Here is a 22,676-nt window from a genome sequence, read left to right on the forward strand (position 1 = left end):
ATCCGTCGCGCATCGATGCCTGGCGACAGCTGACGACAAAATCGATGCTGCATCGCGGAAACTCCGCGACAATTGCCCGCTAGCGTCCGTCCCGGTTCAAACAAGGGACAGCTATGCGCACCCCCGTCACTCTTGCCGTGACATTCGCCACCGGCCTGTCGGTGGCCGCCGCCCTCGCCGCCTTCCATCTCGTTTTCGAGATCCCGGCCGGCCTGCCGTCCGAGGCGCGGGCGCAGACCGCGCAGCCGTCCCAGCCCCCGCCGCCCACCGTCACCGTCGCCCGTCCGGTCCGGCGCGAGATCGTCGAGTGGCGCGAATTCGCCGGCCGCTTCGAGCCCAGCGCCGCGGTGGAGATCCGCGGTCGCGTCGCCGGCCATCTCGCCGCGATCGATGTCGAGGATGGCGCGCTGGTGGAAGCCGGGCAATTGCTGTTCACCATCGATCCCCGCCCCTATCGCGCCGCGCTCGACGAGGCGCGCGCCCAGCTCGCCAGCGCCGCCGCCCAGGTCGAGCTCGCCGGTCTCGAACTCGGCCGCGCCGAGCAGCTGGTCAGCACCAGCGCCGTCTCGCAGGCGACGCTCGACCAGCGCCGCCAGCAGAAGAAGGCCGCCGATGCCGCCAAGGCGCTGGCGGAGGCCGCCGCCTCCCGCGCCGAGATCGACCTCGGCTTTACCGAGGTCCGCGCCCCGTTCGCCGGGCGCATCTCCAATCGCCGGCTGGACATCGGCGCGCTGGTGTCGGACGGCGCCATCCTCACCACGCTGGTGGCGCTCGATCCCCTGTATTTCGTGTTCGACATCAGCGAGCAGGATCTGCTCGCCTACCGGCAGGCCGCGGAGAGCGGCACGCTGCCGCTACTCTATGGCCGGCGCATCGCGGTCGAGGCGCGCGGCCAGGCCGATCGCGACTGGCCGCACAAGGGAACCATCGATTTCGTCGACAACCGGCTGGAGGCCGGCGCCGGCACCCTCAGGGCGCGGGCGGTGATCACCAATGCCGGGGATCGCCTCATTCCCGGCCAGTTCGGCCGGGTGCGCCTGCCGTTCTCCGGCGCCTATCCGGCGATGCTGGTGCCGGAGACGGCGCTGATGACCGACCAGGCCGACCGGGCGGTGTTCACCGTGGCGGCGGACGGCACCGTCAGCTCCGCCAGAGTGGAGCTCGGCCCGCGCCAGGCGGATGGGCTGCGCATCGTGCGCGGCGGCCTCGATCCGGATGATCGCGTCGTCGTCAGCGGCCTCATGCGCGTGCGCCCCGGACAGAAGGTGACGGCGCAGGCCGCCGACACCGAGCCGCGCGCCGCCGCGCTGGCCCCCATTCCCGTCAATTGAGGGTCGTCCGATGCGCCTCGCCCATTTCTGCATCGACCGGCCTGTCTTCGCCACCGTGCTGTCGATCCTCGTGGTGCTGGTCGGCCTTGCCGGCTACTTCACCCTGCCGCTGGCGCAGTATCCGGAGATCGCCCCGCCCACCGTGGTGGTGAACGCGCAATATCCCGGCGCCTCGGCGGAGGTGGTCAGCAACACCGTGGCGACGCCGATCGAGCAGGAGATCAACGGCGTCGAGAACATGCTCTACATGTCCTCTCAGGCGACCGGCGACGGCCAGCTCTCCATCACCGTCACCTTCGCGCTCGGCACCGATGTCGACGAGGCGCAGGTGCTGGTGCAGAACCGCGTCGCGGTGGCCGAACCGCGCCTGCCGGAGGATGTGCGTCGCCTCGGCGTCACCGTGCGCAAGTCGTCGCCGGACATCCTCATGGTGGTGCAGCTGTTCTCGCCGGACAATACGCGCGACCAGCTCTATCTCGCCAATTACGCCACCCTGCAGCTGCGCGACGCGCTGCTGCGCGTGCCCGGCGTCGGCGATGTCCGCATGCCGGCCTCGCGCGACTACGCCATGGTGGTCTGGCTCGATCCCGACCGCGTCGCCGCCCGCAACCTCACCGCCGGCGAGGTGGTGGCGGCGCTCCGGGCGCAGAACGTGCAGGTCGCCGCCGGGGTGATCAACCAGCCGCCGGTGCCGGCCGGCGGCGCCTTCCAGCTCAATGTCGAGACGCTGGGCCGCCTGTCCGACCCGGCGCAGTTCGAGGACATCATCGTGCGCACCGACGCGGATGGCCGCGTCACCCGCGTGCGCGACATTGCCCGCGTCGAGCTGACCGCGCAGAGCTACCGCGCCGGCGCCAATTTCGACGGCCGCCCGTCGCAGCCGATCCAGGTTTTCCAGCAGCCGGGCTCAAATGCGCTGGAGACCGCCGAGCGGGTGGAGCAGGAGATGCGGCGGCTCGGCGAGCGCCTGCCCGCCGGCCTCGCCTACGACATCCCGTTCAACCCGACGCTGTTCATCGCCGAGTCGGTGAACGAGGTCTACAAGACCCTCGCCGAGGCCATCATCCTCGTGGTGGCCGTCGTCATCCTGTTCCTGCAGAGCTGGCGCGCCGCCATCATTCCCATCCTCGCCATCCCGATCTCGCTGATCGGCACTTTCGCGGTGATGGCGGCGCTGGGCTATTCGCTCAACAACCTGTCGCTGCTCGGGCTGGTGCTGGCCATCGGCATCGTCGTCGACGACGCCATCGTGGTGGTGGAGAACATCGAGCGGCATCTGCGCGCCGGCCTGTCGCCGCGCGACGCGGCGCATCGCTCGATGGACGAGATCTCCGGCGCGCTGGTCGCCATCGCGCTGGTGCTGTCGGCGGTGTTCATTCCCGCCGCGCTGATACCCGGCATTTCCGGCCAGTTCTTCCGCCAGTTCGCCGTCACCATCGCCGCCTCGACCATCATCTCCGCCTTCGTGTCGCTCACCCTCAGCCCGGCCCTCGGCGCCCTGCTTTTGAAGCCGCACCAGCCACATGCCCCCCGGCGCGGGCCGCTCGGCTGGTTGGCGCGCGGCTTTGCCGCCTTCAATGCCGTCTTCGATCGGCTGGCGCGCGGCTATGCCGGCATGACCCGGCGGGTGCTGCGGCTCGGCGCCTTCATCCTGCTGCCCTATGCCGGGCTGCTGGCGTTGACCGGCTGGCAGCTCGAACGCGCCCCGCGCGGCTTCATCCCCGAGATGGACCAGGGCTATTTCATCACCTCGGTGCAGCTGCCGCCCGGCTCGGCGCTGCCGCGCACCGAGAACGTGATGAACCAGCTGTCGAACCGGCTGATGGAGATGGACGGCGTCGCCCATGTCGTCGCCATCGCCGGCATTGACGGCGCCACCTTCACCAGCAATTCCGCCGGCGGCGTCGCCTTCGTCATCCTCGATCCCTTCGCCGAGCGGGCAGCGCGCAATCTCGGCGTCGATGCCGTCATGGCGGCGATGCCGCGCCAGACCGCCGATCTCTCCGAGGCCCGGCTGATCCCGATCAAGCCGCCCTCGGTGCGCGGCATGGGCAATGCCGGCGGCTTCAAGATGATGGTGCAGGACCGCACCGGCGGCACCCCGGCCGAGCTGGAGGCCGCGCTGCGCGCTGTGGTGGCGGAAGCCGCCCGCCATCCCGAGCTGGTGCGGGTCTTCACCCCGTTCAACACCGCCACCCCCAAGCTCTATGCCGATATCGACCGGGTGAAGGCGGAGATGCTCGGCGTGCCCGCCAGCCGGGTCTTCGAGGCGCTGGAGATCTATCTCGGCTCTGCCTATGTCAACGACTTCAACTTCCTCGGCCGCACCTTCCAGGTGCGGGCGCAGGCGGATGGCGGCTTCCGGCAGGATCCCGCCATCATCGCCGGCTTCCGCACCCGCAGCGAGAGCGGCGCCATGGTGCCGCTCAGCGCGGTGGCGAGTTTCGAGGAGCGGACCGGCCCCTACCGCGTGCCGCGCTACAACCTCGCCATGGCCGGCGAGGTGCAGGGCGCGAGCGCGCCGGGCGCCTCCACCGGCGCCGCGCTCGACCGCATGGAGGCCATCGCCGCGCAGGTCCTCCCCGAGGGCTACGGCTTCGAATGGACCGAGCTGGCGCTGCAGGAGCGGCTGGCCGGCAATTCCGGGCTGATCGTGTTCGCCGCGTCCATCGTCTTCGTCTTCCTGCTGCTGGCGGCGCAGTACGAGAGCTGGATGCTGCCGCTTTCTGTCATGCTCATCGTGCCAATGTGCCTGCTCGCGGCGGTCAGCGGCCTGCTCGTCGCGGCGATGAACGTGAACATATTGGCGCAGATCGGCTTCGTGGTGCTGATCGGCCTCGCCGCCAAGAACGCCATCCTGGTCGTCGAATTCGCCCGCCAGCGCGAGGAGGAAGGCCTGAGCCCGGCCGAAGCCGCGGTGGATGCGGCGCGGGTGCGGTTGCGGCCGATCCTGATGACCTCGCTGGCCTTCATTCTCGGCGTGGTGCCGCTGGTGCTCGCGCAGGGCGCGGGAGCCGAGCTGCGCCAGGCCCTGGGGGTCACGGTGTTCGCCGGCATGCTGGGGGTGACGCTGTTCGGCCTCGTCTTCACCCCGGCCTTCTACGTGATCTGCCGCGCGCTGCCGCGGCGATCCCGCGCGCCGAAACTGACGCGTGAACACGCCTGAGGCCGCCGCGCGCGGCCTCGATCATTCACTTCTTCCGGAACGGAGGTTCACATGCCCTACGATCCCGAACGGCCTTCCGCCGGCTGGCGCGACATCGGCGCCGGCTTCCTGCTCTCCGCCGCCATCCTGGTCGGCATGGTGGTGTTCGGCGATGCCGGCACCGACATCGACCCGCTCGCCCTGCGCGCCGCCGACCCGCCGATCGTCAGCCGGCAACTCGCCGACGACGAGCAGGAGGACGACGCCTGGGGTCTCTACGACGACTGGCGGCCCGACGAGCCGCCGACCTATCAGGTGATGACGCCGGTCACCTCCTCGCGCGCCCGGCTGTACTGCCGCGGCGAACTGCCCGCCGCTTTCTTCAACGTGCGGCTGGAGGACTACGCCCACTCCTAGCCCGCCATCCGGGCTGGCCGGCCCGGCCGCGCCCACCCCAGCAACGGACGACACATGAGACGCGCCGGCGGCCCCCACCGCCGGCGCGTCTTGTCATTTGGAAAGACCACAGCCGCATCCCCGCGCATGTCGCCCCGCACCGGCAAATGTATCCGGCGCCCACAAGGCTACAATTTAGACGCCCGCCGATACATCGCAGTCACATCTCGCCAAAGCCGTGCGACAGAGCACGTTCATCTTGGCCATCAGACGATCGACAAGGGTCGTCGCCGAACAGTTGTTTCCCTGAAGCCGACGGCTTCATCCAAGCAACCAGAAGGAATGGCACATGCGACTTTATACGACCCGCGCCCTCACGGCTCTTCTACTCACCGCCGCCGCGCTCGCGCCGGCCCACGCCGAGCCGCGCGACCCCAGCGACGCCGAAGGCTATGCCGAGGCGCTGCGCAGCGCCCATCAGGCCCGGCGCGGCGAACTCCCCGCTTCCTCCAAGAAGACCGCCGCCCAACCGTTCCGCTACACCAACACGCCCTCCACCGTCGGCGTCGAGCCCTACATCGCCCGCACCATCGAGCGGAACGCCCGCGGCGACCGCTGACCGAGGCGCCGCGGACCCGCCTTCCGGGCGGCGTTCGCGGCGTCGGCGGCCGGGATCGCCGCCCGCCGGATGGAATTGTCGCAATCCATCGCGCGCTTGGTGTCGGCGACATTCTGCGACAATTTTTTCGGCCGGGCCGGAAATTCTCCCTATATTGGGAACGGCAAAGGGCCAGCTCATGGAAGCGACACCGCACATTGCCGTCGTCGACGACAATCGCGACATCCGCGATCTGGTCGGCAAATATCTGCAGAAGCACGATTACCGCGTCAGCCTTGCCGAGAACGCGGCGGCGCTGCGTCGCCTGGTCGAGCGCAACGCCATCGACCTCGTCGTGCTCGACATCATGATGCCCGGCGAGGACGGCCTCTCGCTGTGCCGGTTCCTGCGCGAATCCACCCAGCTGCCGGTGATCATGCTCACCGCGATGGCGGAGGAGACCGACCGCATCGTCGGGCTGGAGCTCGGCGCCGACGATTACCTCACCAAGCCGTTCAATCCGCGCGAGCTGCTGGCCCGCATCAAGGCGGTGCTGCGCCGGGTGCAGAGCCTGCCGCCGCAGCGGGCGCAGATCCAGGCCAAGGAAGTGCGCTTCGACCGCTGGCTGCTCAATGTCGGCCGCCGCGAACTGGTCGATCAGGATGGGATGAGCGTGCCGCTCAGCACCGCCGAGTTCCGGCTGCTCAGCGTGTTCCTCGACCATGCCGGGCTGGTCCTCAGCCGCGACCAGCTGCTCGACCTCACCGTCGGCCGCAATGCCGAGCCGTTCGACCGGGCGATCGACAACCGCGTGAGCCGGCTGCGCAAGAAGATCGAGACCGATCCGAAGTCGCCGGCGCTGATCAAGACCCATTGGGGCGGCGGCTACAGCTTCTCCGCCGAGGTGGTGTCGCGATGATCCGCTTGTGGAGCCGCAGCCTCACCGCGCGCTTCGTCGCCCTGCTGCTGCTGGCGCTCGCCTTCTCGCAGGGGGTGAGCTTCCTGCTGTCGATGGACGAGCGTGGCCAGGCGCTCAACAAGGCCGCCAAGACCGAGTTCCTCAGCCGCTCGGCATCGGTCGCCCAGCTGCTCGAATCCACGCCCCCGGCGCTGCGTGCGGACATTTTGCGCGCCAGTGGCACCAGCTATACGCGCTTCTGGGTCACTCCCGGCTTCCCGGCAGATGCGGCGGCATGGCGGGAGGATGCCAGGCACCGGCTGGCCGAGCCGCTGCCGACGGTGGCGAATCTCGCCGCTCCCGGCGGTGGGAAGATGACCGCCGTCGAGGCGATGCCGGCGGTCGAGGCCGGCGCCGCACCGGCATCGGCGCCCGACCGGCCCTCCTGGGTGGAGATGCCGGCCTATGCCTGGCCATTGTCGCGGCCGGCAAAATTCCTGCTGCTCGACGACGCCAACGGCATGGGCCTGACGGTGCGGCTCCAGGATGGCTCCTGGCTGTGCAGCGCCTTCGGCAAGAAGATCGTCAACAGCATCTGGTCCTCGCAGTCGCTGCTGTCGCTGGGCGTCACCGCGCTGGTGCTGTCGATCAGCGCCGCCTTCATCGCCCGCTGGATGACCCGCCCGATGCGGCGGCTGGCGGTGGCGGCGGAAGCCCTGGGACGGGGAGAAAGCGTCGAGCCCCTGCCGGAGAAGGGGCCGGACGACATCCGTCAGGCGGCGGTGGCGTTCAACCTGATGCAGGCGCGCCTGCAACGTTTCGTCGAGGACCGCACCCGCATGCTGGCGGCGATCGGCCACGATCTGCGCACGCCGATCACCTCGCTGCGGCTGCGCGCCGAATTCGTCGCCGACGACGAGACCCGCGACAAGATGCTGTCGACCATCGACGAGTTGCGCGCCATGACCGAGGCGACGCTGGCCTTCTCCCGCGAGCAGGCGGCCGAGGAGCCGACGCGCAACGTCGATCTCACCGCGCTGGTGGAAAGCATGTGCGACGACCTCGTCGAGCTTGGCCAGGAGGTGAGCTTCGCCGAGGCGCCCCGGATCGGCTATCGCTGCCGCGCCGACGCGCTCCGGCGCGCCGTCCGCAATCTCGTGGAGAACGCCGTGCGCTACGGCGAACGCGCGCGCGTCGCCGTGCATTCCCGGCCGGCCGCCATCGAGATCGTGGTGGAGGATGACGGGCCCGGCATCCCGGCCGATATTATGGAGCGGGTGTTCGCCCCGTTCTTCCGGCTGGAGAGCTCCCGCAACCGCGAGACCGGCGGCATCGGGCTCGGCCTGTCCATCGCCCGCAATGTCGTGCGCCATCATGGCGGCGACGTCACGCTCACCAATACCGGCACCGGGCTGCGGGCGGTCATCAGCCTGCCCCACGCCTCGCTCGCGGAGGGTCGCGACGTTGACGGCGGCGAGGGCAAGGCCGGCGACGGGGGCAAGACCCGTGACAGCGCCCGTGACAGCGCCCTCGCCCGCCCTCCGGCCTGGCGCGGCCAAGGCCCGAACCGCCCGAAACCCGCGGCGGTCTGAGCCGTCGTCCCTGGGGTGCGGCTCCCTGGGATAACCCACTCCCCAAGACGAACTTAGTCCAAGGCGCTCCTCGCTCTCGGCTCTCCTCGCCCAGAACTCCCAAGAGCCCTCCGCTCGAGTTCCGGCTCTTTCCGGTCTCCGAAAAACCGCGCCACGCCGCCGACACGGCCGGTCGTGCATCACCGCATCTCATGGGTCGCCGCGCCGCGCGCCTTGGCCGAAAGCCCCTTGGGCACGGGGCCATCGATAGTGCCGCGTCTCCGGCGTGACGAACCCGGACGCTCGCGCATGCGGCGTCGGCAACACCGGAGCCGGCAACACCGGAGCCGGCAACAGATTTATAGCTTTCGGTAAAAAATCAGAAGAAAAAAACAAACTAATAGGTCAAATCGCCTGACGTTTTTGCGGGAAAATCCAGGCGAATCCGAAGCCTGGCATCCGTTAACTCCCTTATAGCGCCCGCCGACCATCGGGCTCTCGTCACATTTTCCGAAACTAACTCGGAGACAGGAAGTTTCGAACGAAAGTGATTCGAAGATTCGAAACCAATCCCTGACATACTTTATACCATAATTTCAGAATCTTAGCTTCGATATCGCAAACCAATTTCCGCTCGATCGCGCGCGGACCGATTGACTCCCCAAACGGAATCCGCAAGAGTTTCGAAACCAGAGTCTATCATCGTATAAATTTCGAATATTATATCACACACAATCAACGACTCACCCATCGGGCGAGAAGGATCCGTCATGTCGGAATGAACCGACATAAGCCATGATATAATACTGTTGTGTGCTCATATCTTATGTGCATCATAAGTAATTATATAATTGGCTCAGATATTTAACACATACATCCTTTGTATGTGAACGGGATTACTGTGCCTTTTATATGCGAAATGACCGATTAGTTTTCCACCACATGGGGGCATGAAGCATGGCCATTATTGGCGTCAATCTTCTCGATTCCGATCAGACCGTCAGCGAAGCCACCGGCTTTGAGCCGGGAGATACGGTTTCGATCACCGCACTCGGCGATCACACGCTGACCATCGATGGCGTCACCACGACCGTCAGCTATGGCGTGGGCCTGAGCGCTGTATCAAACGTAACAATAGCCGCCGTAAATGACGCCAACGTCACGATAGACAACGGCCTTCTCAGTGTCGGCCTGATCAGCAGCCTCAATTATACTGTCGGAGATACATCGGATATTACGGTTCAGTCGGGAACCGTCGCCCTAGGGGTGGGAACCAGCCAGTCCGTTACTTTCAGCGGCTCCGGCAGCGGCACTTTCTTCTATGACGACAACACCATCCTGGGCAGCTCCACGTCGTTCAACGTCTACGACTTCAGCACCGGCGACGCGATCGGCGCCACGGGCATCGCCTTTTCTGGCTTTGCCTACGATTCCGGTACCGATATCGGCACCTTTACCTTCTCCGGCGGCTTCCCCGCCGATACCGTCATCTTCAACGTGCAGGGCATGACGGACGCGGATGCCGCGGCCATCCTTGCCGGCCCACCCTCCGCCTTCATCAGCGGCGGCGCCTTCGTGAATCCGGTGTGCTTCGTGCGCGGCACCCTGATCGACACGCCGGAAGGCCCGGTGGCGATCGAGAACCTGAAGGCTGGCGACAAGGTGATCGGCCGCTCCGGTGTCCGCGAAGTGAAGTGGATCGGCTGGCGCGACTACGGCTCCTCCTGGCTGCGTACCGCCGATCAGAAGCTGCGCGTCGCCCCGGTGCGCATCCATGCCGGCGCCTTCGCCGACAACGTGCCGTCCAGCGACCTCGTGGTATCCCCCTGGCACCACCTGTTCGTCAGCGGCAAGCTGGTTCGCGCCAATGACCTCGTCAACGGCGTCACCATCGTGCAGGAACTGGATACCCGTTCCGTCTCCTACTGGCACGTGGAACTCGACCAGTTCGACGTGGTGCGGGCGCACGGCATGTTCTCGGAAGCCTGGGCCGATGGCGGCAACCGCGACTTCTTCCAGAATGTCGATGTGACCACGCTGCGTCCCGAGGACAGCAAGCGCCGCAAGGCGGATCGCCCCGGCTTCGAGGCGCTGCGTGACGAGAAGCGCATTCGCGCGATCCACGACAAGGTCGCCGCCCGCGCCAGGCAGATCGCCAAGGTCGACGCTCCCGCCAAGAGCGTCTCCGCCGCCTGACGCCTCGGCCGGACGATGATTGCGCGGGGGCCGTTCCGGACAACCGGATCGGCCCCCGTTTCTCTGGAGAGCCGCCCTCTGGTGGCCACCTCTCTGGGGCGCCACTCTCTGGGATGCCACGACTTGCGCTGGAACGGGGCTTGCGCATAATCAAGCCGTGCCAGAGTGATACGTAGGAACGTAGACGAACGGCCCTCCTCCCCTCGATCAATCTCTGCGCGCCGTATCAGGGATTGCAGGCTCACCAGGGAGACCACAGGCATGCGGCACATCGCGGTCACCGGATCGAGCCGATCCAATCCCTATATGGACCTGCTGCTCTCCCGCTGCCCGCCCTCCGTTGCCGTCTCCCGGATCAGCAACAAGAAAATCTCCCAGATCAACGACGCCCCCATACCCGACGTCGTCCTGGTCAATTGGGAGGAGCAGATCTTCACCGGCGCGGAGTCCGCGTTCCAGGCCAGATCGCTGGCGACGCGCTACATACGCGACCTGCGGAAATACGCGGAATCCGGCGGGCACATCGTCTGGATGGTGCACAACGCCCACCCTCACAGCGATCTCTTCACCCATCACCTGGCGATGATGCGGAAAAAGATCATGCGGTCGGCCAGCGCGATCCTGCACCAGAACGTCGAGTCGCTGCGATACGCCGACACGCTGGACAATGAGTCCGACCCGGACAAGAACTACTACATCCCGCACCCGTCCTATCTCACCGCCTACGCTCTTCGTCCCTCATTCGAGGCCGAACGCAAGTCGGTTCTCATTTTCGGCCGGATACTCCCGTACAAGAACCTTGAATGGTTCATCCGGTTTCATGAGCTTCACATTCCGAAAACCCCGCTCACCATCGCTGGCCAGTCCGACGACGAGAAATACGTCGCGTACATCGCGAAATCCATTGCCCAGAACAAGAAGATAAGCTTCACCGCCGACCGCATCGAGGACGCCGATCTTGCGGTTCATTTCGACACGGCGAAGTGCATCCTGCTGACAGATCACGACACGATCAATTCCGGCGTCGCGCATCTCGCCTTGCAGGGCGGCGCCATCATCGTCGCGCCGGACACCGCCTATTACCGTGAAGTCCTGCCGCCGTCGGGGCATCGCTTCTTCTATCAGCCCAACAGCTTCATGAGCCTGAAGAAGGCGGTCAGGAACGCCTTCAAGCTGAATGCCGAGGAGCACAGGCAGGTCGTCGAGGCCTATATGCGCCGCGCCGCCTATATCAACAGCGACCGCATCAGTTCGGCGCTGTTCCGGGTTTTCGAGACCCTCGTCGGGCAGACGCCGTCCGACGCCCGCGATCAGCCGGAAGAGCTTGGCGCCGTGTAGCCCGGTCTTTTCGGCCGCCGCCGCCGTGACATCCCGCAAATTGTCCCGTCATCCCCTTCCGCAAGCCACCCTCGCGCCACCCGGTGCGCGGCCGCCTTGGCGTGCAGGGCGGCAAATGCCGTTCGAGCGTCGAAGACCGCTCGCGGCGGCCCGGGCATTGTCGCGGCATGCAAGGGAGAACCCGGATGCCGGACTTCATCGTCAAGCTCGAGCGTACCGTGACCCGGCGCGAAGCCGGTACATTCGTGGTCAGCGCCACCGATCTCGGCGAGGCGGAAAGCCTCGCCCGCCAGCGTGTCAAATCGGGCCTCGACACCGCCATAGGCTGGCGCACCGAGGCAACCGAGCCGCGCCGGCCGGTAGTGGTCGACGTTGAGGAAGCGCCCGCCTCGCCGGGCAACCGCGCCGCCTAGAGCCATTCCGGTGAAATCCAATTCACCGGAATTGCTCCAGCTTTTTGTTTCTACGCAATTCTTTCCGTCAGACCGCTGCGCACTTTTTCGGGAGTTGCTCTGGGCCTCGCCCGGCACGCGCCCCCGCCGGCGATCTGCCGAGCCGCCTCGCCCCAGCCGTCAGAGGCGATAGAGGATCTGGTCGGTCCAGAAGCGCTCCAGCCGCTGCAGCGCCTTGTTGATCACCTGGAAATCCTGCGAGCCGATGCCGCCGATCTGCTCGATGGTGGCAATGTGCTTGGCGTAGAGCGAGCCGACGATGTCGCGCACCTCCTCGCCCTTGGGCGTGAGGCTGATGCGCACCGCCCGCCGGTCGACCCGCGAGCGCTGGTGATGCAGATAGCCGGTCTCGACCAGCTTCTTGAGATTGTAGGAGACATTGGCGCCGAGATAGTAGCCGCGGGTACGCAGCTCGCCGGCGGTAAGCTCGGAATCGCCGATGTTGAACAGCAGCAGCGCCTGCACCGGATTGACGTCCGAGCGGCCGCGCCGGTCGAATTCGTCCTTCACCACGTCGAGCAGGCGGCGATGCAGCCGCTCCACCAGCGTCAGCGCCTCGTGATACAGCGGCGTGATCACGCTCTGCGGCGCTTCGTCGGGTACGGGCGTCAGGGCCCGTGCTGCGCTTCTCATGTTCGACACCCCGGCTCGACGTCATTGGGGATTTTCGTCCCACGGCGATTTCTCGCTGCGAGACCTTCCCTTCGTGTCGTTCCATATTCCGGGGCGCGTCTGAAAGTCCGTTTAAGCGGAAGGATGAATCGAATCCAAACGCCTATGCTTTACAAAGGGTTAAGCGGACTGGTGGAGCGCCGGGTTTCAGCGCTCCGCCTCGCGGCCGGCCTTGTAGGTCAGCCAGGCATAGATCGCCACCAGCACCGTCTCGAATGCCGCGACGATCAGCAGGCGGCCGACGCCCTCCGGCGAGGAGGCGTTGATCAGAATCTGCACCATGGCGGTGACCAGCCACAGCACCACGCCCCAGGCCGCGCCCAGCCACAGGCCGACCGCCGCCACCGGGTTCATGATCGCCGCCCAGATCACCGCCGCCTGCGCGGCGAGCGACAGCATCTCGAAGCGGCTGCTCTCGCCGTCCCAGACCCCGCAGATCAGCGTCCAGCTATAGACGGTCTTCAGCAGCAGCAGCCCGGCAAGGCCGCGCAGATACATCAGCACCCGCCGCTGCCAGGGCGGCATCGCGGCGCCGGCAGGGCCGAGAGTGGCGTCGATGGGATCGTAGAGTGTGCTCATCATGCCTCAATAGCGGAAAATCGTCTCACGTCAGCACCAAATCGTCCGGCAGCTTCTCGTCGAACAGCGCGGCGATGGCGGCGGGATCGACATCGTCGAGCCGCGCCGGCCGCCAGCGCGGCGTCTGGTCCTTGTCCACCAGCACCGCCCGCACCCCCTCATAGAAGTCGTGCTGGGCCAGCAGTCGCGTCACCACCCGGAACTCCAGCGTGAGGCAGCCGGCGAGATCATGGGCAAGCCCGCGCTGCATCTGCGCGAAGGCGATGTGGACGCTGGTCGGCGACGCCCGGCGGATCGTCTCCGCCTGCTTGGCGGCGAATTCGCCCTCGATGCCGTCCAGCGTGGCGGCGTGGTCGAGCGCCGCCATCACCGCCGCGACGCTGCCGCCGGCGAACACCCGGTCGATCAGCGGCAGCAGCGGGCCGAGCGGCGGCGGCGGCGGCACCACGGCAAACCGCGCCAGCGTCGGCTCGACCGGGTCGCCGGCGGCGAAGGCGTCGATAAGGTCCGGCCAACGCTCGGCCGGGACATGATGGGTGTAGAGCCCGAGCGCCATGGCGTCGGCCATGCCGATGCGCGCCCCGGTCATGGCGAGCCAGGCGCCGCTCCAGCCCGGCAGGCGGGGAAGCACATAGGTGCCGCCGACATCGGGAAACAGGCCGATCGCCACTTCCGGCATCGCGAAGCCCAGTCCCTCTCCGGCGACGCGGTAGCGAGCATGGCCGGAGATGCCGAAGCCGCCGCCGAAGCACAGCCCGCCCACCAGCGCGACGAAGGGCTTGGGATAGACCGAGATCAGATGGTTGAGCGGATATTCGTCGCGCCAAAAGCTGCGCGCCGCCTCGGTCCGGCCGGCACGGCCGAGATCGTGCATCGCCCGCACGTCGCCGCCGACGCAGAAGGCCCGCTCATGCGCCGAGCGCAGCACCACCACCGCCACCGCCGAATCGTCGGCCCAGGCATCGAGCCGCGCGCGCAGCGCGGACACCATTTCGTGATCGATGGCGTTCAGTGCCTTGGGTCGGTCCAGCGTGATGATCCCGGCCTTTCCCGAAATCTCGAAGCGAATGCCGATGGACTCAGCTGTCATGCAGGCTCTCCAGGTCGACCCGTCGGATATCCGGGCCGCGTCATCATGACCTGCGACATATTTCGCGCGATTACGCAATCGTCCGGGTGATTATGTCGCCTCGAAGCTTTTATGACGTTATAAGTGTTCGAAACTGGCTTCGAAGAGTGTGCCATGCCCATTCCTTTCGCCCGCCCGCGTCCGGTAAATCTCGATCCGATGGGCCGCTCCGACTCTGCCACCCGCCTCGATCTCACTCACCGTCCCCGCCGCAACCGCAAGTCCGACTGGACCCGCCGGCTGACGCGCGAGAACACGCTCACCGTCGCCGATCTGATCTGGCCGGTGTTCGTGATGGATGGCAGCGAGGCGCGCAGCCCGGTCGGCTCCATGCCCGGCGTCGAGCGGCTGTCGGTCGACCAGGCGGTGCGCGAGGCCGAGCGGGCGGCGGAACTCGGCATCCCGGCGCTGGCGCTGTTTCCCTATACCGATCCCGAGCTGCGCACCGTCGATGGACGCGAGGCGCTCAACCGCGACAATCTGGTCTGCCGCGCGCTGCGGGCGATCAAGGATGCGGTGCCGGAGATCGGCCTGATCACCGACGTGGCGCTCGATCCCTATACCAGCCACGGCCATGACGGCCTGCTGTCGCCGGATGGGCGTATCCTCAACGACGAAACCATCGCGGTGCTGATCGAGCAGTCGCTGGTGCAGGCCGATGCCGGCGCCGATGTCATCGCGCCGTCGGACATGATGGACGGCCGGGTCGGCGCCATCCGGCGCGCCCTCGACGCCGAGGGCCATCTCGACGCGCAGATCCTCGCCTATAGCGCCAAATACGCCTCGGCCTTCTACGGCCCCTTCCGCGACGCGGTCGGCTCCACCGGCTGCCTGAAGGGCGACAAGCGCACCTACCAGATGGACCCTGCCAACGGCACCGAGGCCCTGCGCGAGGCCGCCCTCGACATCGAGGAAGGCGCGGACATGCTGATGGTGAAGCCGGGCATGCCCTATCTCGACATCGTCTGGCGGCTCAAGGACACCTTCGGCCTGCCGACCTTCGCCTATCAGGTCTCCGGCGAGTACGCGATGATCGAGGCGGCGGCGCGCAATGGCTGGCTCGACGGCGAGAAGGCGATGATGGAGAGCCTGATGGCCTTCAAGCGCGCCGGCGCCGATGGCGTGCTCACCTATTTCGCCCCCCGCGTCGCCGAGAAGCTCGCCCGCGAGGCCTGATCCGCGCCGGGCCGGCGCCCCTACCCGCACATCGCCGGTCCATGCGCCTCATCGTACACCTCACTGCACTCTGCCTCGGCCTGCTGCTGGCGGGCTGCAGCTCGGTGATCGATGCCGATCAGGCCCGCATCTGCCGCGACGTCGCCCCTGCCCTGCATGATGAGAGGGTCAGCATCGACGAGGTGTCGCTGACGCCGGTGCCGGGCACCGATGCGCTCCGTCTGGCCTACCGCGCGCGCCTCGGCTCGCGCGCGGTGCCGCACTGGATCATCTGCACCTTCGCCGGCCATACCGGCGCCGCCCGCGCCACCCTGACCGGCATTGACACCGATGCCGGTCCGCTAAGTGACGTGAAATTCTACATAATTATGCGCTGGTGGTTGAGCGACGCACCGGACCGCGCGCCGCCGCCCGCCTTGCTGAGACTGTCGCCGCGGCAGGCCTATTGGCTGCAACAGGCGATAAACGGCACCACGCTCGCCGGCATTTACGGCCTGGTTGCCACCGGCTTCGCCCTGATTCATGGCCTGTTCGGCCGCATCAATCTCGCCTTCGGGGAGATCGCCGTCGCCGGCGGCGTCTACATGCTCATTGCGGTAAGTGTCGCCGGCATGGCCGGGCGGCTGGGGCCGGGCGATCTCGCCTTGGCGATTATTATCGGAACTATCGGCGCTATATCAATAAGTTGGCTGGTGGGCCGCTCTGTGATCCTGCCGCTCGCCTCGTCGTCTTCCCCACCGCAGGGGATGCTGATCGGCACCATTGCCGTCGCCATCGTGCTGGCGGAGGCGGCCCGGATCACCGCCCCGCTCCGGGTGAACTGGCTGCCGCCGCTGCTCAACATTCCGATCCCGCTCGCCGGCGATGGCGGCTTCGTCGCGACGGTGACGGCGGCGCAGATGCTCGCCGCCGGCATGAGCCTAACCGGCGCGTCCATCCTGCTCGGCCTGATGGGTTTCACCCGCTTCGGCCGCGCCTGGCGCGCCTATGCCGATGATCCGCTGATGGCGGCGCTGCTGGGGGTGCACGTCCCCGCCCTGCGCAGCGGCACCTTCGTCATCGCTGGCGCTGCCGCCGGGCTGGCCGGCGCCGTCAGCGTGGTGGCATACGGTACCGTCCAACCGGGAGAGGGGCTGGCAATCACGCTCAAAGCCTTGATTTCGGCCATTATCGGGGGCATTGGCTCTGTGCCGGGCGCATTTCTCGGCGCCGTCATCGTCGCCGGCGTCGAAATCGTGTGGTCGGCGAGCTTCGATATCGTGTATCGCGATCTCGTCATCTATGCGCTTCTGGCCGCCTTCCTCATCTTGAGGCCGGGCGGGCTTCTCAACAATGCGGCCCCCCGGGTACGCGAATTCTGAGTGGTTTCATGTCGCTTCCCGTAACTCCCGCCGATATCGCCGCAGCCCGCCATGTGCTGACCGGCGCGGTGCTGCGCACGCCCACGCTGCCGGCGCCGCGCCTGTCGGCGATTACGGGCGCGCATGTCTTTGTCAAATATGAGAATTTGCAGGTCACTGCCAGCTTCAAGGAGCGCGGGGCGCTGGTGAAGCTCGCCAGCCTCAGCGCCGAGGAGCGCGCCCATGGCGTGGTCGCCATGTCGGCCGGCAATCATGCCCAGGCGGTCGCCTATCACGCCGCCCGGCTGGGCATCCGCGCCACCATCGTCATGCCGAAATTCACGCCGATCGTGAAAGTCGCGGCGACCGAGGCGCACGGAGCCCGTGTCGTGCTGCATGGCGAGACGGTCGCCGATGCCAGCGAGGAAGCCGATCGCCTCGCCCGCGCCGAGAACCTCGTCTGGGTGCACCCCTATGACGACCGCCATGTCATCGCCGGCCAGGGCTCCATCGCCGCCGAGATGCTTGAGGACGCGCCGGATCTCGACGTGTTGCTGGTGCCGGTCGGCGGCGGCGGGCTCATTTCCGGCATGGCGGTGGCCGCACGCCACATCCGGCCCGACATCGAGTTGATCGGCGTCGAGACGACGCTCTACCCATCGATGTGGAACGCGCTGCATCAGCAGAGCCTGCCCTGCGAGGGCACCACTCTCGCCGAAGGCATCGCGGTGAAGAATGTCGGCGTGCTCACCCGCGAGATCGTCTCGGCATTGGTCTCCGACGTCGTGCTGGTCGACGAGCCGACCTTCGAGCGGGCGGTGAACCTGTTCCTCACCCAGCAGAAGACGCTGGCGGAAGGCGCCGGCGCCGGTGGCCTGGCGGCGCTGCTCGCCGAGCCGGAGCGCTATCGCGGCCGCAATGTCGGCCTCGTGGTCTCCGGCGGAAACATTGATCCGCGCACCGTCGCCTCGATCATGCTGCGCGAGCTGGAGCGCGAGGAGCGCATCGTCTCCTTCCGCTTCTCCATGCTCGACCGCCCGGGCGAGCTCGGCATCATCTCGACGCTGCTCGGCAAGCTCGGCGCCAACATCCTCGAAGTCGAGCACAAGCGCCATTTCCTCGACGTACATGCCAAGGGCGCCCGGCTCGACGTGACGGTTGAGACCCGCGACCGTTCCCATGCCGACAAGGTGCACCGTTCGCTGCTCGCCGAGGGCATGGACGTCGTGCGCATCGACTGGCAGTCCGGCAACTAGGCACGACGCTGCGACCCTTGCCGGACGAACGGCCCAAGGCCATGTGTGAAGGGACCGTCACTGGAGACATCCATGTCCGATCCCTTCGCGTTCGGCGGCTCGGCCGAGGCCAAGCCCTACGCCTATGACCCCGTCACCGAACCGGAATACTTCCGGGGCGTGCTGTGGCGACGCTTCATCGCCTTCCTGATCGACGCGCTCATCATCTGCGTGCCGATCGGCGTCGCCGCGGTCGTCATCTTCGTGTCGGGTTTCGTGACCTTCGGGCTCGGCTGGTTGCTCTTCGGCCTTCTGAGCCCCGCTTTCGTCATCTGGGCGCTGGTCTATAGCGGCCTGACGCTGGGCGGGCGCGAATCGGCAACCATCGGCATGCGCGTCATGGAGATCGAGATGCGGCTGTGGTACGGCGCGCCGATGTACACGCTGCTCGCCGTGCTCAGCGTCGTGTTGTTCTGGGTGTCGCTCAGCGTGCTGACACCGCTGGTGGTGATTGTCGGCCTCTTCAACAATCGCAAGCGTTTGCTGCACGATCTGCTGCTCGGCACCGTCGTCACCAACAGCGAGGCGCGCGCCGCCGCGTTGCGCCGGAGGTGACACATTCGCGCGATACGCATTTCTGCCTTTGACGCGACGGTCGGCTCGCGCGATCCTCTCTTCAGTCGAACATTGAAGCTGCCGTGACGGAACACCCTCGCGATACGCCGCAATTCTATCTCACGGCACCTTCGCCGTGCCCGTATCTGCCCGGGCGCGAGGAACGCAAGGTTTTTACCCATCTGGTCGGCGAGCGGGCGACCCAGCTCAACGACGTGCTGACGCATGGCGGCTTCCGGCGCAGCCAGTCCATCGCCTATCGCCCCGCCTGCGAGCATTGCCGCGCCTGTGTTTCCGTGCGCATTGTCGTCGCCGATTTCGCGCCGTCGCGTCGCTTCCGCCGGGTGAGCAAGAGCAATGCCGATCTGATCGGCGACATGCGTGCGGCAGTGCCGACCGCCGAGCAATACTCGCTGTTCCGCGCCTATCTCGACAGCCGCCACGGCGACGGCGGCATGGCCGACATGACGGTGCTCGACTATGCCATGATGGTCGAGGACAGCCATGTGCGCACCCGGATCGTGGAATATCGCCGGCGCGGGCCGGACACGGCCATCCATGGACGCGGACAAGGCGCGCTCTATGCGGTGGCGCTTACCGATGTCCTCGCCGATGGGCTGTCGATGGTCTATTCGTTCTACGAGCCGGACGAGGCCGCGCGCTCCATCGGCACCTTCGTGATCCTCGACCATGTCGCCAAGGCCAAGGCGATGGGACTGCCCTATGTCTATCTCGGCTATTGGGTCGATGGCTCCGCCAAGATGGGCTACAAGAGCCAGTTCCTGCCGCAGGAACGCCTGACCGCGCATGGCTGGGAGCGGGTCGAGAGCGCCGAATAGGCATGCCCCCGGTCTTTTCGATAGCCGGCAACTCATGCCTTAAGAGACACAATCAACGGCGAACCAATAAGTTGCGCGTCGTCAGAACCGATTATTTCGCGGGAATCCCTTAGGCGGCAAACGACCGGCACTCGCACGCTCGCCGCGCCATTCGGTCAGGTCCGTCACCGTCCAGGTGCGCCCCGATGTGTCGAGCCAGGTGAGACCGTCGGCAAGTGCGAACACCTTGAGGTCGGACATCTGTCCATCCTTGTAGCGCTGCAGCCGCACGCCGCGCCCGCGCGCCATTTCCGGCACCTGCGAGAGCGGGAACACCAGCAGCTTGCGGTTCTCGCCGATCACCGCGACGCTGTCGCCCGCAGCCACCACCAGCCGGCAGGCATCCTGCGCATCGACGGTGAGCACCTGCTTGCCCTTGCGGGTATTGGCGACGCAATCGTCCTCCGCCACCAGGAACCCGCGCCCCTCCTTGGCCACCACCAGCAGCTTGCGCCCGCCCTGATAGACGGTGACATCGACGATGTCGGCTTCCTGCTCGAGATCGATCGACAGGCGCAGCGGCTCGCCATGGCCACGGCCGCCGGGAAGCTTGGAGGCATCCAGCGTGTAGAAGCGGCCATTGGTGGCGAAGACCAGCAGCTTCGAGGTGGTCTCGGCAAAGAAGCTGAGCCTCAGCGAATCGTCGCCCTTGAAGGTGAGCGTGGCGAGGTCGGCGACATGGCCCTTCAGCGCGCGGATCCAGCCCTTCTGCGACACCACCACGGTGATCGGCTCGCGCTCCACCAGCGCCTCGATCACCGCATCGGCGGCATGGGCGGCGGCCTCGCCGAAATCGGTACGGCGCTTGCCGAGTTCGGTCTCCGGGCCGAACATCTCGCGGGTCTTGGCGATCTCGGCCCCGATGGCCTTCCACTGCCGGGTCTCCGAGCCGAGAAGCTTCTCCAGCTTGTCCTTCTCCTTGGACAGCGCGTCGTGCTCCTTGCGAATCTCGAATTCTTCCAGCCGCCGCAAGCTGCGCAGCCGCATGTTGAGAATGGCTTCCGCCTGCACGTCGGAGAGCTCGAAGCGTGCCATCAGCGCCGGCTTCGGCTCGTCCTCCTCGCGGATGATGCGGATCACCTCGTCGAGGTTGAGATAGGCGATCAGATAGCCGCCGAGCACCTCCAGACGATGCTCGATCTGCGCCAGACGATGCCGCGAGCGCCGCAGCAGCACGTCGCGTCGATGGTCCAGCCACTCGCGCAGCACCTCGGCGAGGCTGACCACCTTGGGCACCAGCCCGCCGACCAGCACGTTCATGTTCAGTGGGAAGCGCGTTTCGAGCTCGGTGAGCTTGAACAGGCTCTCCATGAGTAGTTCGGCATCGACGTTACGCGCTCGCGGCTCCAGCACGAGACGGACATCCTCGGCGGATTCGTCGCGGACATCGGCCAGCAGCGGCAGCTTCTTCTCGTTGAGCAGGTCGGCGATCTTCTCGACCAGCCGCGACTTGGCGACGCCGTAGGGAATCTCCGTGACCACCACGATATAGGTGCCGCGGCCGGTCTCCTCCTTGTGCCAGCGCGCGCGCAGGCGGAAACCGCCGCGCCCGGTGGCATAGGCGTCCGCCATGGAGGCCGGGGACTCGATGACGACGCCGCCGGTCGGGAAATCCGGCCCCTTCACGAACTGCAGCAGGTCGTCGGTGGTCGCTTGCGGATGGTCGATCAGATGCAGGCAGGCATCGAACAGCTCGGCGGCATTGTGCGGCGGAATCGAGGTCGCCATGCCCACCGCGATGCCGGTCGAGCCGTTGGCAAGCAGGTTGGGAAATCCGCCCGGCAGCACCACCGGCTCCTCGGCGGTGCCGTCATAATTCGGCCGAAAGGCGACCGCGTCCTCGTCGATGCCGTCGAGGATCAGCCGCGCCACTTCGGTCAGGCGGGCTTCGGTGTAGCGTTCGGCCGCGGCGTTGTCGCCGTCGATATTGCCGAAATTGCCCTGCCCGTCGACCAGCGGGTAGCGCTGGGCAAAGTCCTGTGCCAGGCGCACCATGGCGTCGTAAATCGCCATATTGCCGTGCGGGTGGAAGGAGCCCATCACGTCGCCGACGATCTTGGCGCTCTTGCGGAAGCCGCCGCCGGGGTCGAGCCTGAGCAACCGCATGCCGTAAAGAATACGGCGATGCACCGGCTTCAGCCCGTCGCGCGCATCCGGCAGCGCCCGGTGCATGATGGTCGACAGCGCATAGGCAAGATAGCGCTCTTCGAGCGCGGCCTTGAGGCCGACTGGCTCGATGGTGCCCTCGTCAGTCGGAATCGGTCCCTCTCCCATATCCTCTCGCTACCGCGAATGCGCGACAAGAACAAGACGCGAACACGCCGCACGCAAATCTATCCAAAGGCTTGTGGCGCAAAAGAAACGGCGACGACCTACAGGTCCGGCCGCCTCGGCGGGACGCCGCGCAGCACCGCATGCAGGAAGGCGGCACGGGTGTCCGGCATCTCCGCCCCGCGCGGCTCGAACACCCGGTGGGCGAGAAAATGGCCGGTGAGCTCGAAAGCGGCCTGCAGATCCTCCATGGCGGGGGGCTCCGCGACCTCGCCGATCAGGAAATAGGGCAGCACGAAGAGCTGCGCCCGCCATGGCTCGCCAGCGTCACGGCTTACCGCCCGGCCGGATTTCGGCGAGACATAGAGCAGATCGTTGCGCCCGCCGGTTGCCGCGCAGCTGTCGAGATCGAGACCGAAGCCGAGTTCGGCCAGCATGACGAGCTCGAAGCGCGCCAGCAGCATGCCCGCCAGCGCAGGCTCGTCGAGATGCTCGATCACCGCCGCCAGCGTCGCATAGAGCTCGGGATGCGGATCGCGTTCCGGCAGCAGCCGGACGAGGCTGCCGAGATGGCTGACGGCGAAGGCCGAATGCGCCTGCCGCATCAGCCCTTCGGCCCGCGCCTGCGTCACCTCCAGCGTGAAGGCGCCAAGCTGCTCGTCGAGCCGTGCCCGCCAGGCGACATGCACGCTGTTGCCCGGCTGCAAAGAGGGTGCCTGCCGGCGCGAGCCGCCGCCGCGCACCAGCCCAAGATGGCGCCCATGCCCGGCCGTCAGCACTTCGACGATGGCGTTCGCCTCGCCAAGGCGGCGAAGCCCCAGGATGATGCCGTCGTCGGTCCATTCCATCGCGGCGT

19 protein-coding genes are annotated in these 22,676 nt (G+C 66.8%); 14 read left to right on the top strand and 5 right to left on the bottom strand.

What is annotated here, in order from left to right; all coding sequences use genetic code 11:
• Window positions 1-113 precede the first annotated feature (113 nt).
• From KHC24_RS09805 to KHC24_RS09845, 9 genes are all read left to right on the top strand, one after another.
• The gene (locus KHC24_RS09805) at window positions 114-1,331 is read left to right on the top strand and encodes an efflux RND transporter periplasmic adaptor subunit (protein ID WP_213363083.1); all 1,218 of its coding nucleotides are present in this window, start codon (window positions 114-116) and stop codon (window positions 1,329-1,331) included.
• 10 nt (window positions 1,332-1,341) lie between these two features.
• Window positions 1,342-4,497 (top strand): efflux RND transporter permease subunit, encoded by a 3,156-nt coding sequence (locus KHC24_RS09810; RefSeq protein WP_213363084.1) that lies wholly within the window; start codon window positions 1,342-1,344, stop codon window positions 4,495-4,497.
• Window positions 4,498-4,548: 51 nt separating this feature from the next.
• Window positions 4,549-4,893: a hypothetical protein gene (locus tag KHC24_RS09815; RefSeq protein WP_213363085.1), complete on the top strand. Its 345-nt coding sequence runs from the start codon at window positions 4,549-4,551 to the stop codon at window positions 4,891-4,893.
• 328 nt (window positions 4,894-5,221) lie between these two features.
• On the top strand, window positions 5,222-5,491 hold the full coding sequence (locus KHC24_RS09820) for a hypothetical protein (protein WP_213363086.1): 270 nt from the start codon (window positions 5,222-5,224) through the stop codon (window positions 5,489-5,491).
• Between the two features lie 178 nt (window positions 5,492-5,669).
• On the top strand, window positions 5,670-6,389 hold the full coding sequence (locus tag KHC24_RS09825; RefSeq protein WP_213363087.1) for a response regulator: 720 nt from the start codon (window positions 5,670-5,672) through the stop codon (window positions 6,387-6,389).
• Entirely contained in the window at window positions 6,386-7,960 is a 1,575-nt protein-coding gene (locus KHC24_RS09830; RefSeq protein ID WP_213363088.1) for an ATP-binding protein, read from the top strand. Before KHC24_RS09825 ends, KHC24_RS09830 begins: the two co-directional genes overlap by 4 nt.
• 936 nt (window positions 7,961-8,896) lie before the next feature.
• Window positions 8,897-10,135, top strand: coding sequence for a Hint domain-containing protein (locus KHC24_RS09835; RefSeq protein ID WP_213363089.1), 1,239 nt, complete (start codon window positions 8,897-8,899; stop codon window positions 10,133-10,135).
• Window positions 10,136-10,396: 261 nt separating this feature from the next.
• Window positions 10,397-11,473 (top strand): glycosyltransferase, encoded by a 1,077-nt coding sequence (locus KHC24_RS09840; RefSeq protein ID WP_213363090.1) that lies wholly within the window; start codon window positions 10,397-10,399, stop codon window positions 11,471-11,473.
• Window positions 11,474-11,658: 185 nt separating this feature from the next.
• A complete protein-coding gene (locus tag KHC24_RS09845) occupies window positions 11,659-11,886 on the top strand; it encodes a hypothetical protein (protein ID WP_213363091.1) in 228 nt (75 codons plus the stop codon).
• A gap of 159 nt (window positions 11,887-12,045) precedes the next feature.
• Here KHC24_RS09845 and ldtR read toward each other — a convergent pair whose 3' ends face one another.
• From ldtR to KHC24_RS09860, 3 genes are all read right to left on the bottom strand, one after another.
• Window positions 12,046-12,558, bottom strand: coding sequence for a transcriptional regulator LdtR (gene ldtR, locus KHC24_RS09850; RefSeq protein ID WP_213363092.1), 513 nt, complete (start codon window positions 12,556-12,558; stop codon window positions 12,046-12,048).
• Window positions 12,559-12,744: 186 nt separating this feature from the next.
• A complete protein-coding gene (locus KHC24_RS09855; RefSeq protein ID WP_213363093.1) occupies window positions 12,745-13,176 on the bottom strand; it encodes a DUF6163 family protein in 432 nt (143 codons plus the stop codon).
• A 25-nt stretch (window positions 13,177-13,201) separates the two neighbouring features.
• Complete coding sequence (locus KHC24_RS09860; protein ID WP_213363094.1) at window positions 13,202-14,266, bottom strand: enoyl-CoA hydratase/isomerase family protein; 1,065 nt, start codon at window positions 14,264-14,266, stop codon at window positions 13,202-13,204.
• 153 nt (window positions 14,267-14,419) lie between these two features.
• Here KHC24_RS09860 and hemB point away from each other — a divergent pair, with 153 nt between their 5' ends.
• The 5 genes from hemB (at window position 14,420) to KHC24_RS09885 (ending at window position 19,510) form a co-directional block, all read left to right on the top strand.
• Window positions 14,420-15,481: a porphobilinogen synthase gene (gene hemB / locus KHC24_RS09865; protein WP_213363095.1), complete on the top strand. Its 1,062-nt coding sequence runs from the start codon at window positions 14,420-14,422 to the stop codon at window positions 15,479-15,481.
• Window positions 15,482-15,522: 41 nt separating this feature from the next.
• Entirely contained in the window at window positions 15,523-16,842 is a 1,320-nt protein-coding gene (locus KHC24_RS09870) for a branched-chain amino acid ABC transporter permease (protein WP_213363096.1), read from the top strand.
• 8 nt (window positions 16,843-16,850) lie between these two features.
• Window positions 16,851-18,077, top strand: a complete 1,227-nt coding sequence (locus tag KHC24_RS09875; protein ID WP_213363097.1) for a threonine ammonia-lyase — start codon at window positions 16,851-16,853, stop codon at window positions 18,075-18,077.
• A gap of 72 nt (window positions 18,078-18,149) precedes the next feature.
• On the top strand, window positions 18,150-18,671 hold the full coding sequence (locus KHC24_RS09880; protein ID WP_213363098.1) for an RDD family protein: 522 nt from the start codon (window positions 18,150-18,152) through the stop codon (window positions 18,669-18,671).
• A gap of 83 nt (window positions 18,672-18,754) precedes the next feature.
• Window positions 18,755-19,510, top strand: a complete 756-nt coding sequence (locus KHC24_RS09885; RefSeq protein WP_213363099.1) for an arginyltransferase — start codon at window positions 18,755-18,757, stop codon at window positions 19,508-19,510.
• Between the two features lie 81 nt (window positions 19,511-19,591).
• On the opposite strand, the gene parC is transcribed toward KHC24_RS09885, so the two are convergent.
• Both parC and recO read right to left on the bottom strand, forming a co-directional pair.
• Window positions 19,592-21,823: a DNA topoisomerase IV subunit A gene (parC, locus tag KHC24_RS09890; protein ID WP_213363100.1), complete on the bottom strand. Its 2,232-nt coding sequence runs from the start codon at window positions 21,821-21,823 to the stop codon at window positions 19,592-19,594.
• 98 nt (window positions 21,824-21,921) lie between these two features.
• Window positions 21,922-22,668 carry a DNA repair protein RecO gene (gene recO / locus KHC24_RS09895; protein WP_213363101.1) on the bottom strand — a complete coding sequence of 249 codons (747 nt, stop codon included), beginning with the start codon at window positions 22,666-22,668 and terminating at the stop codon, window positions 21,922-21,924.
• Between the last annotated feature and the right edge of the window lie 8 nt (window positions 22,669-22,676).

The sequence above is a fragment of the Ancylobacter defluvii genome, from assembly GCF_018390605.1.
GTDB lineage: Bacteria > Pseudomonadota > Alphaproteobacteria > Rhizobiales > Xanthobacteraceae > Ancylobacter > Ancylobacter defluvii.

What these genes read in the sequence shown, in the direction of transcription:
- KHC24_RS09805 (WP_213363083.1), top strand. Translation starts at nt 114, where the DNA reads ATGCGCACCCCCGTCACTCTTGCCGTGACATTCGCCACCGGCCTGTCG.
- KHC24_RS09810 (WP_213363084.1), top strand. Translation starts at nt 1,342, where the DNA reads ATGCGCCTCGCCCATTTCTGCATCGACCGGCCTGTCTTCGCCACCGTG.
- KHC24_RS09815 (WP_213363085.1), top strand. Translation starts at nt 4,549, where the DNA reads ATGCCCTACGATCCCGAACGGCCTTCCGCCGGCTGGCGCGACATCGGC.
- KHC24_RS09820 (WP_213363086.1), top strand. Translation starts at nt 5,222, where the DNA reads ATGCGACTTTATACGACCCGCGCCCTCACGGCTCTTCTACTCACCGCC.
- KHC24_RS09825 (WP_213363087.1), top strand. Translation starts at nt 5,670, where the DNA reads ATGGAAGCGACACCGCACATTGCCGTCGTCGACGACAATCGCGACATC.
- KHC24_RS09830 (WP_213363088.1), top strand. Translation starts at nt 6,386, where the DNA reads ATGATCCGCTTGTGGAGCCGCAGCCTCACCGCGCGCTTCGTCGCCCTG.
- KHC24_RS09835 (WP_213363089.1), top strand. Translation starts at nt 8,897, where the DNA reads ATGGCCATTATTGGCGTCAATCTTCTCGATTCCGATCAGACCGTCAGC.
- KHC24_RS09840 (WP_213363090.1), top strand. Translation starts at nt 10,397, where the DNA reads ATGCGGCACATCGCGGTCACCGGATCGAGCCGATCCAATCCCTATATG.
- KHC24_RS09845 (WP_213363091.1), top strand. Translation starts at nt 11,659, where the DNA reads ATGCCGGACTTCATCGTCAAGCTCGAGCGTACCGTGACCCGGCGCGAA.
- ldtR (WP_213363092.1), bottom strand. Translation starts at nt 12,558, where the DNA reads ATGAGAAGCGCAGCACGGGCCCTGACGCCCGTACCCGACGAAGCGCCG.
- KHC24_RS09855 (WP_213363093.1), bottom strand. Translation starts at nt 13,176, where the DNA reads ATGAGCACACTCTACGATCCCATCGACGCCACTCTCGGCCCTGCCGGC.
- KHC24_RS09860 (WP_213363094.1), bottom strand. Translation starts at nt 14,266, where the DNA reads ATGACAGCTGAGTCCATCGGCATTCGCTTCGAGATTTCGGGAAAGGCC.
- hemB (WP_213363095.1), top strand. Translation starts at nt 14,420, where the DNA reads ATGCCCATTCCTTTCGCCCGCCCGCGTCCGGTAAATCTCGATCCGATG.
- KHC24_RS09870 (WP_213363096.1), top strand. Translation starts at nt 15,523, where the DNA reads ATGCGCCTCATCGTACACCTCACTGCACTCTGCCTCGGCCTGCTGCTG.
- KHC24_RS09875 (WP_213363097.1), top strand. Translation starts at nt 16,851, where the DNA reads ATGTCGCTTCCCGTAACTCCCGCCGATATCGCCGCAGCCCGCCATGTG.
- KHC24_RS09880 (WP_213363098.1), top strand. Translation starts at nt 18,150, where the DNA reads ATGTCCGATCCCTTCGCGTTCGGCGGCTCGGCCGAGGCCAAGCCCTAC.
- parC (WP_213363100.1), bottom strand. Translation starts at nt 21,823, where the DNA reads ATGGGAGAGGGACCGATTCCGACTGACGAGGGCACCATCGAGCCAGTC.
- recO (WP_213363101.1), bottom strand. Translation starts at nt 22,668, where the DNA reads ATGGAATGGACCGACGACGGCATCATCCTGGGGCTTCGCCGCCTTGGC.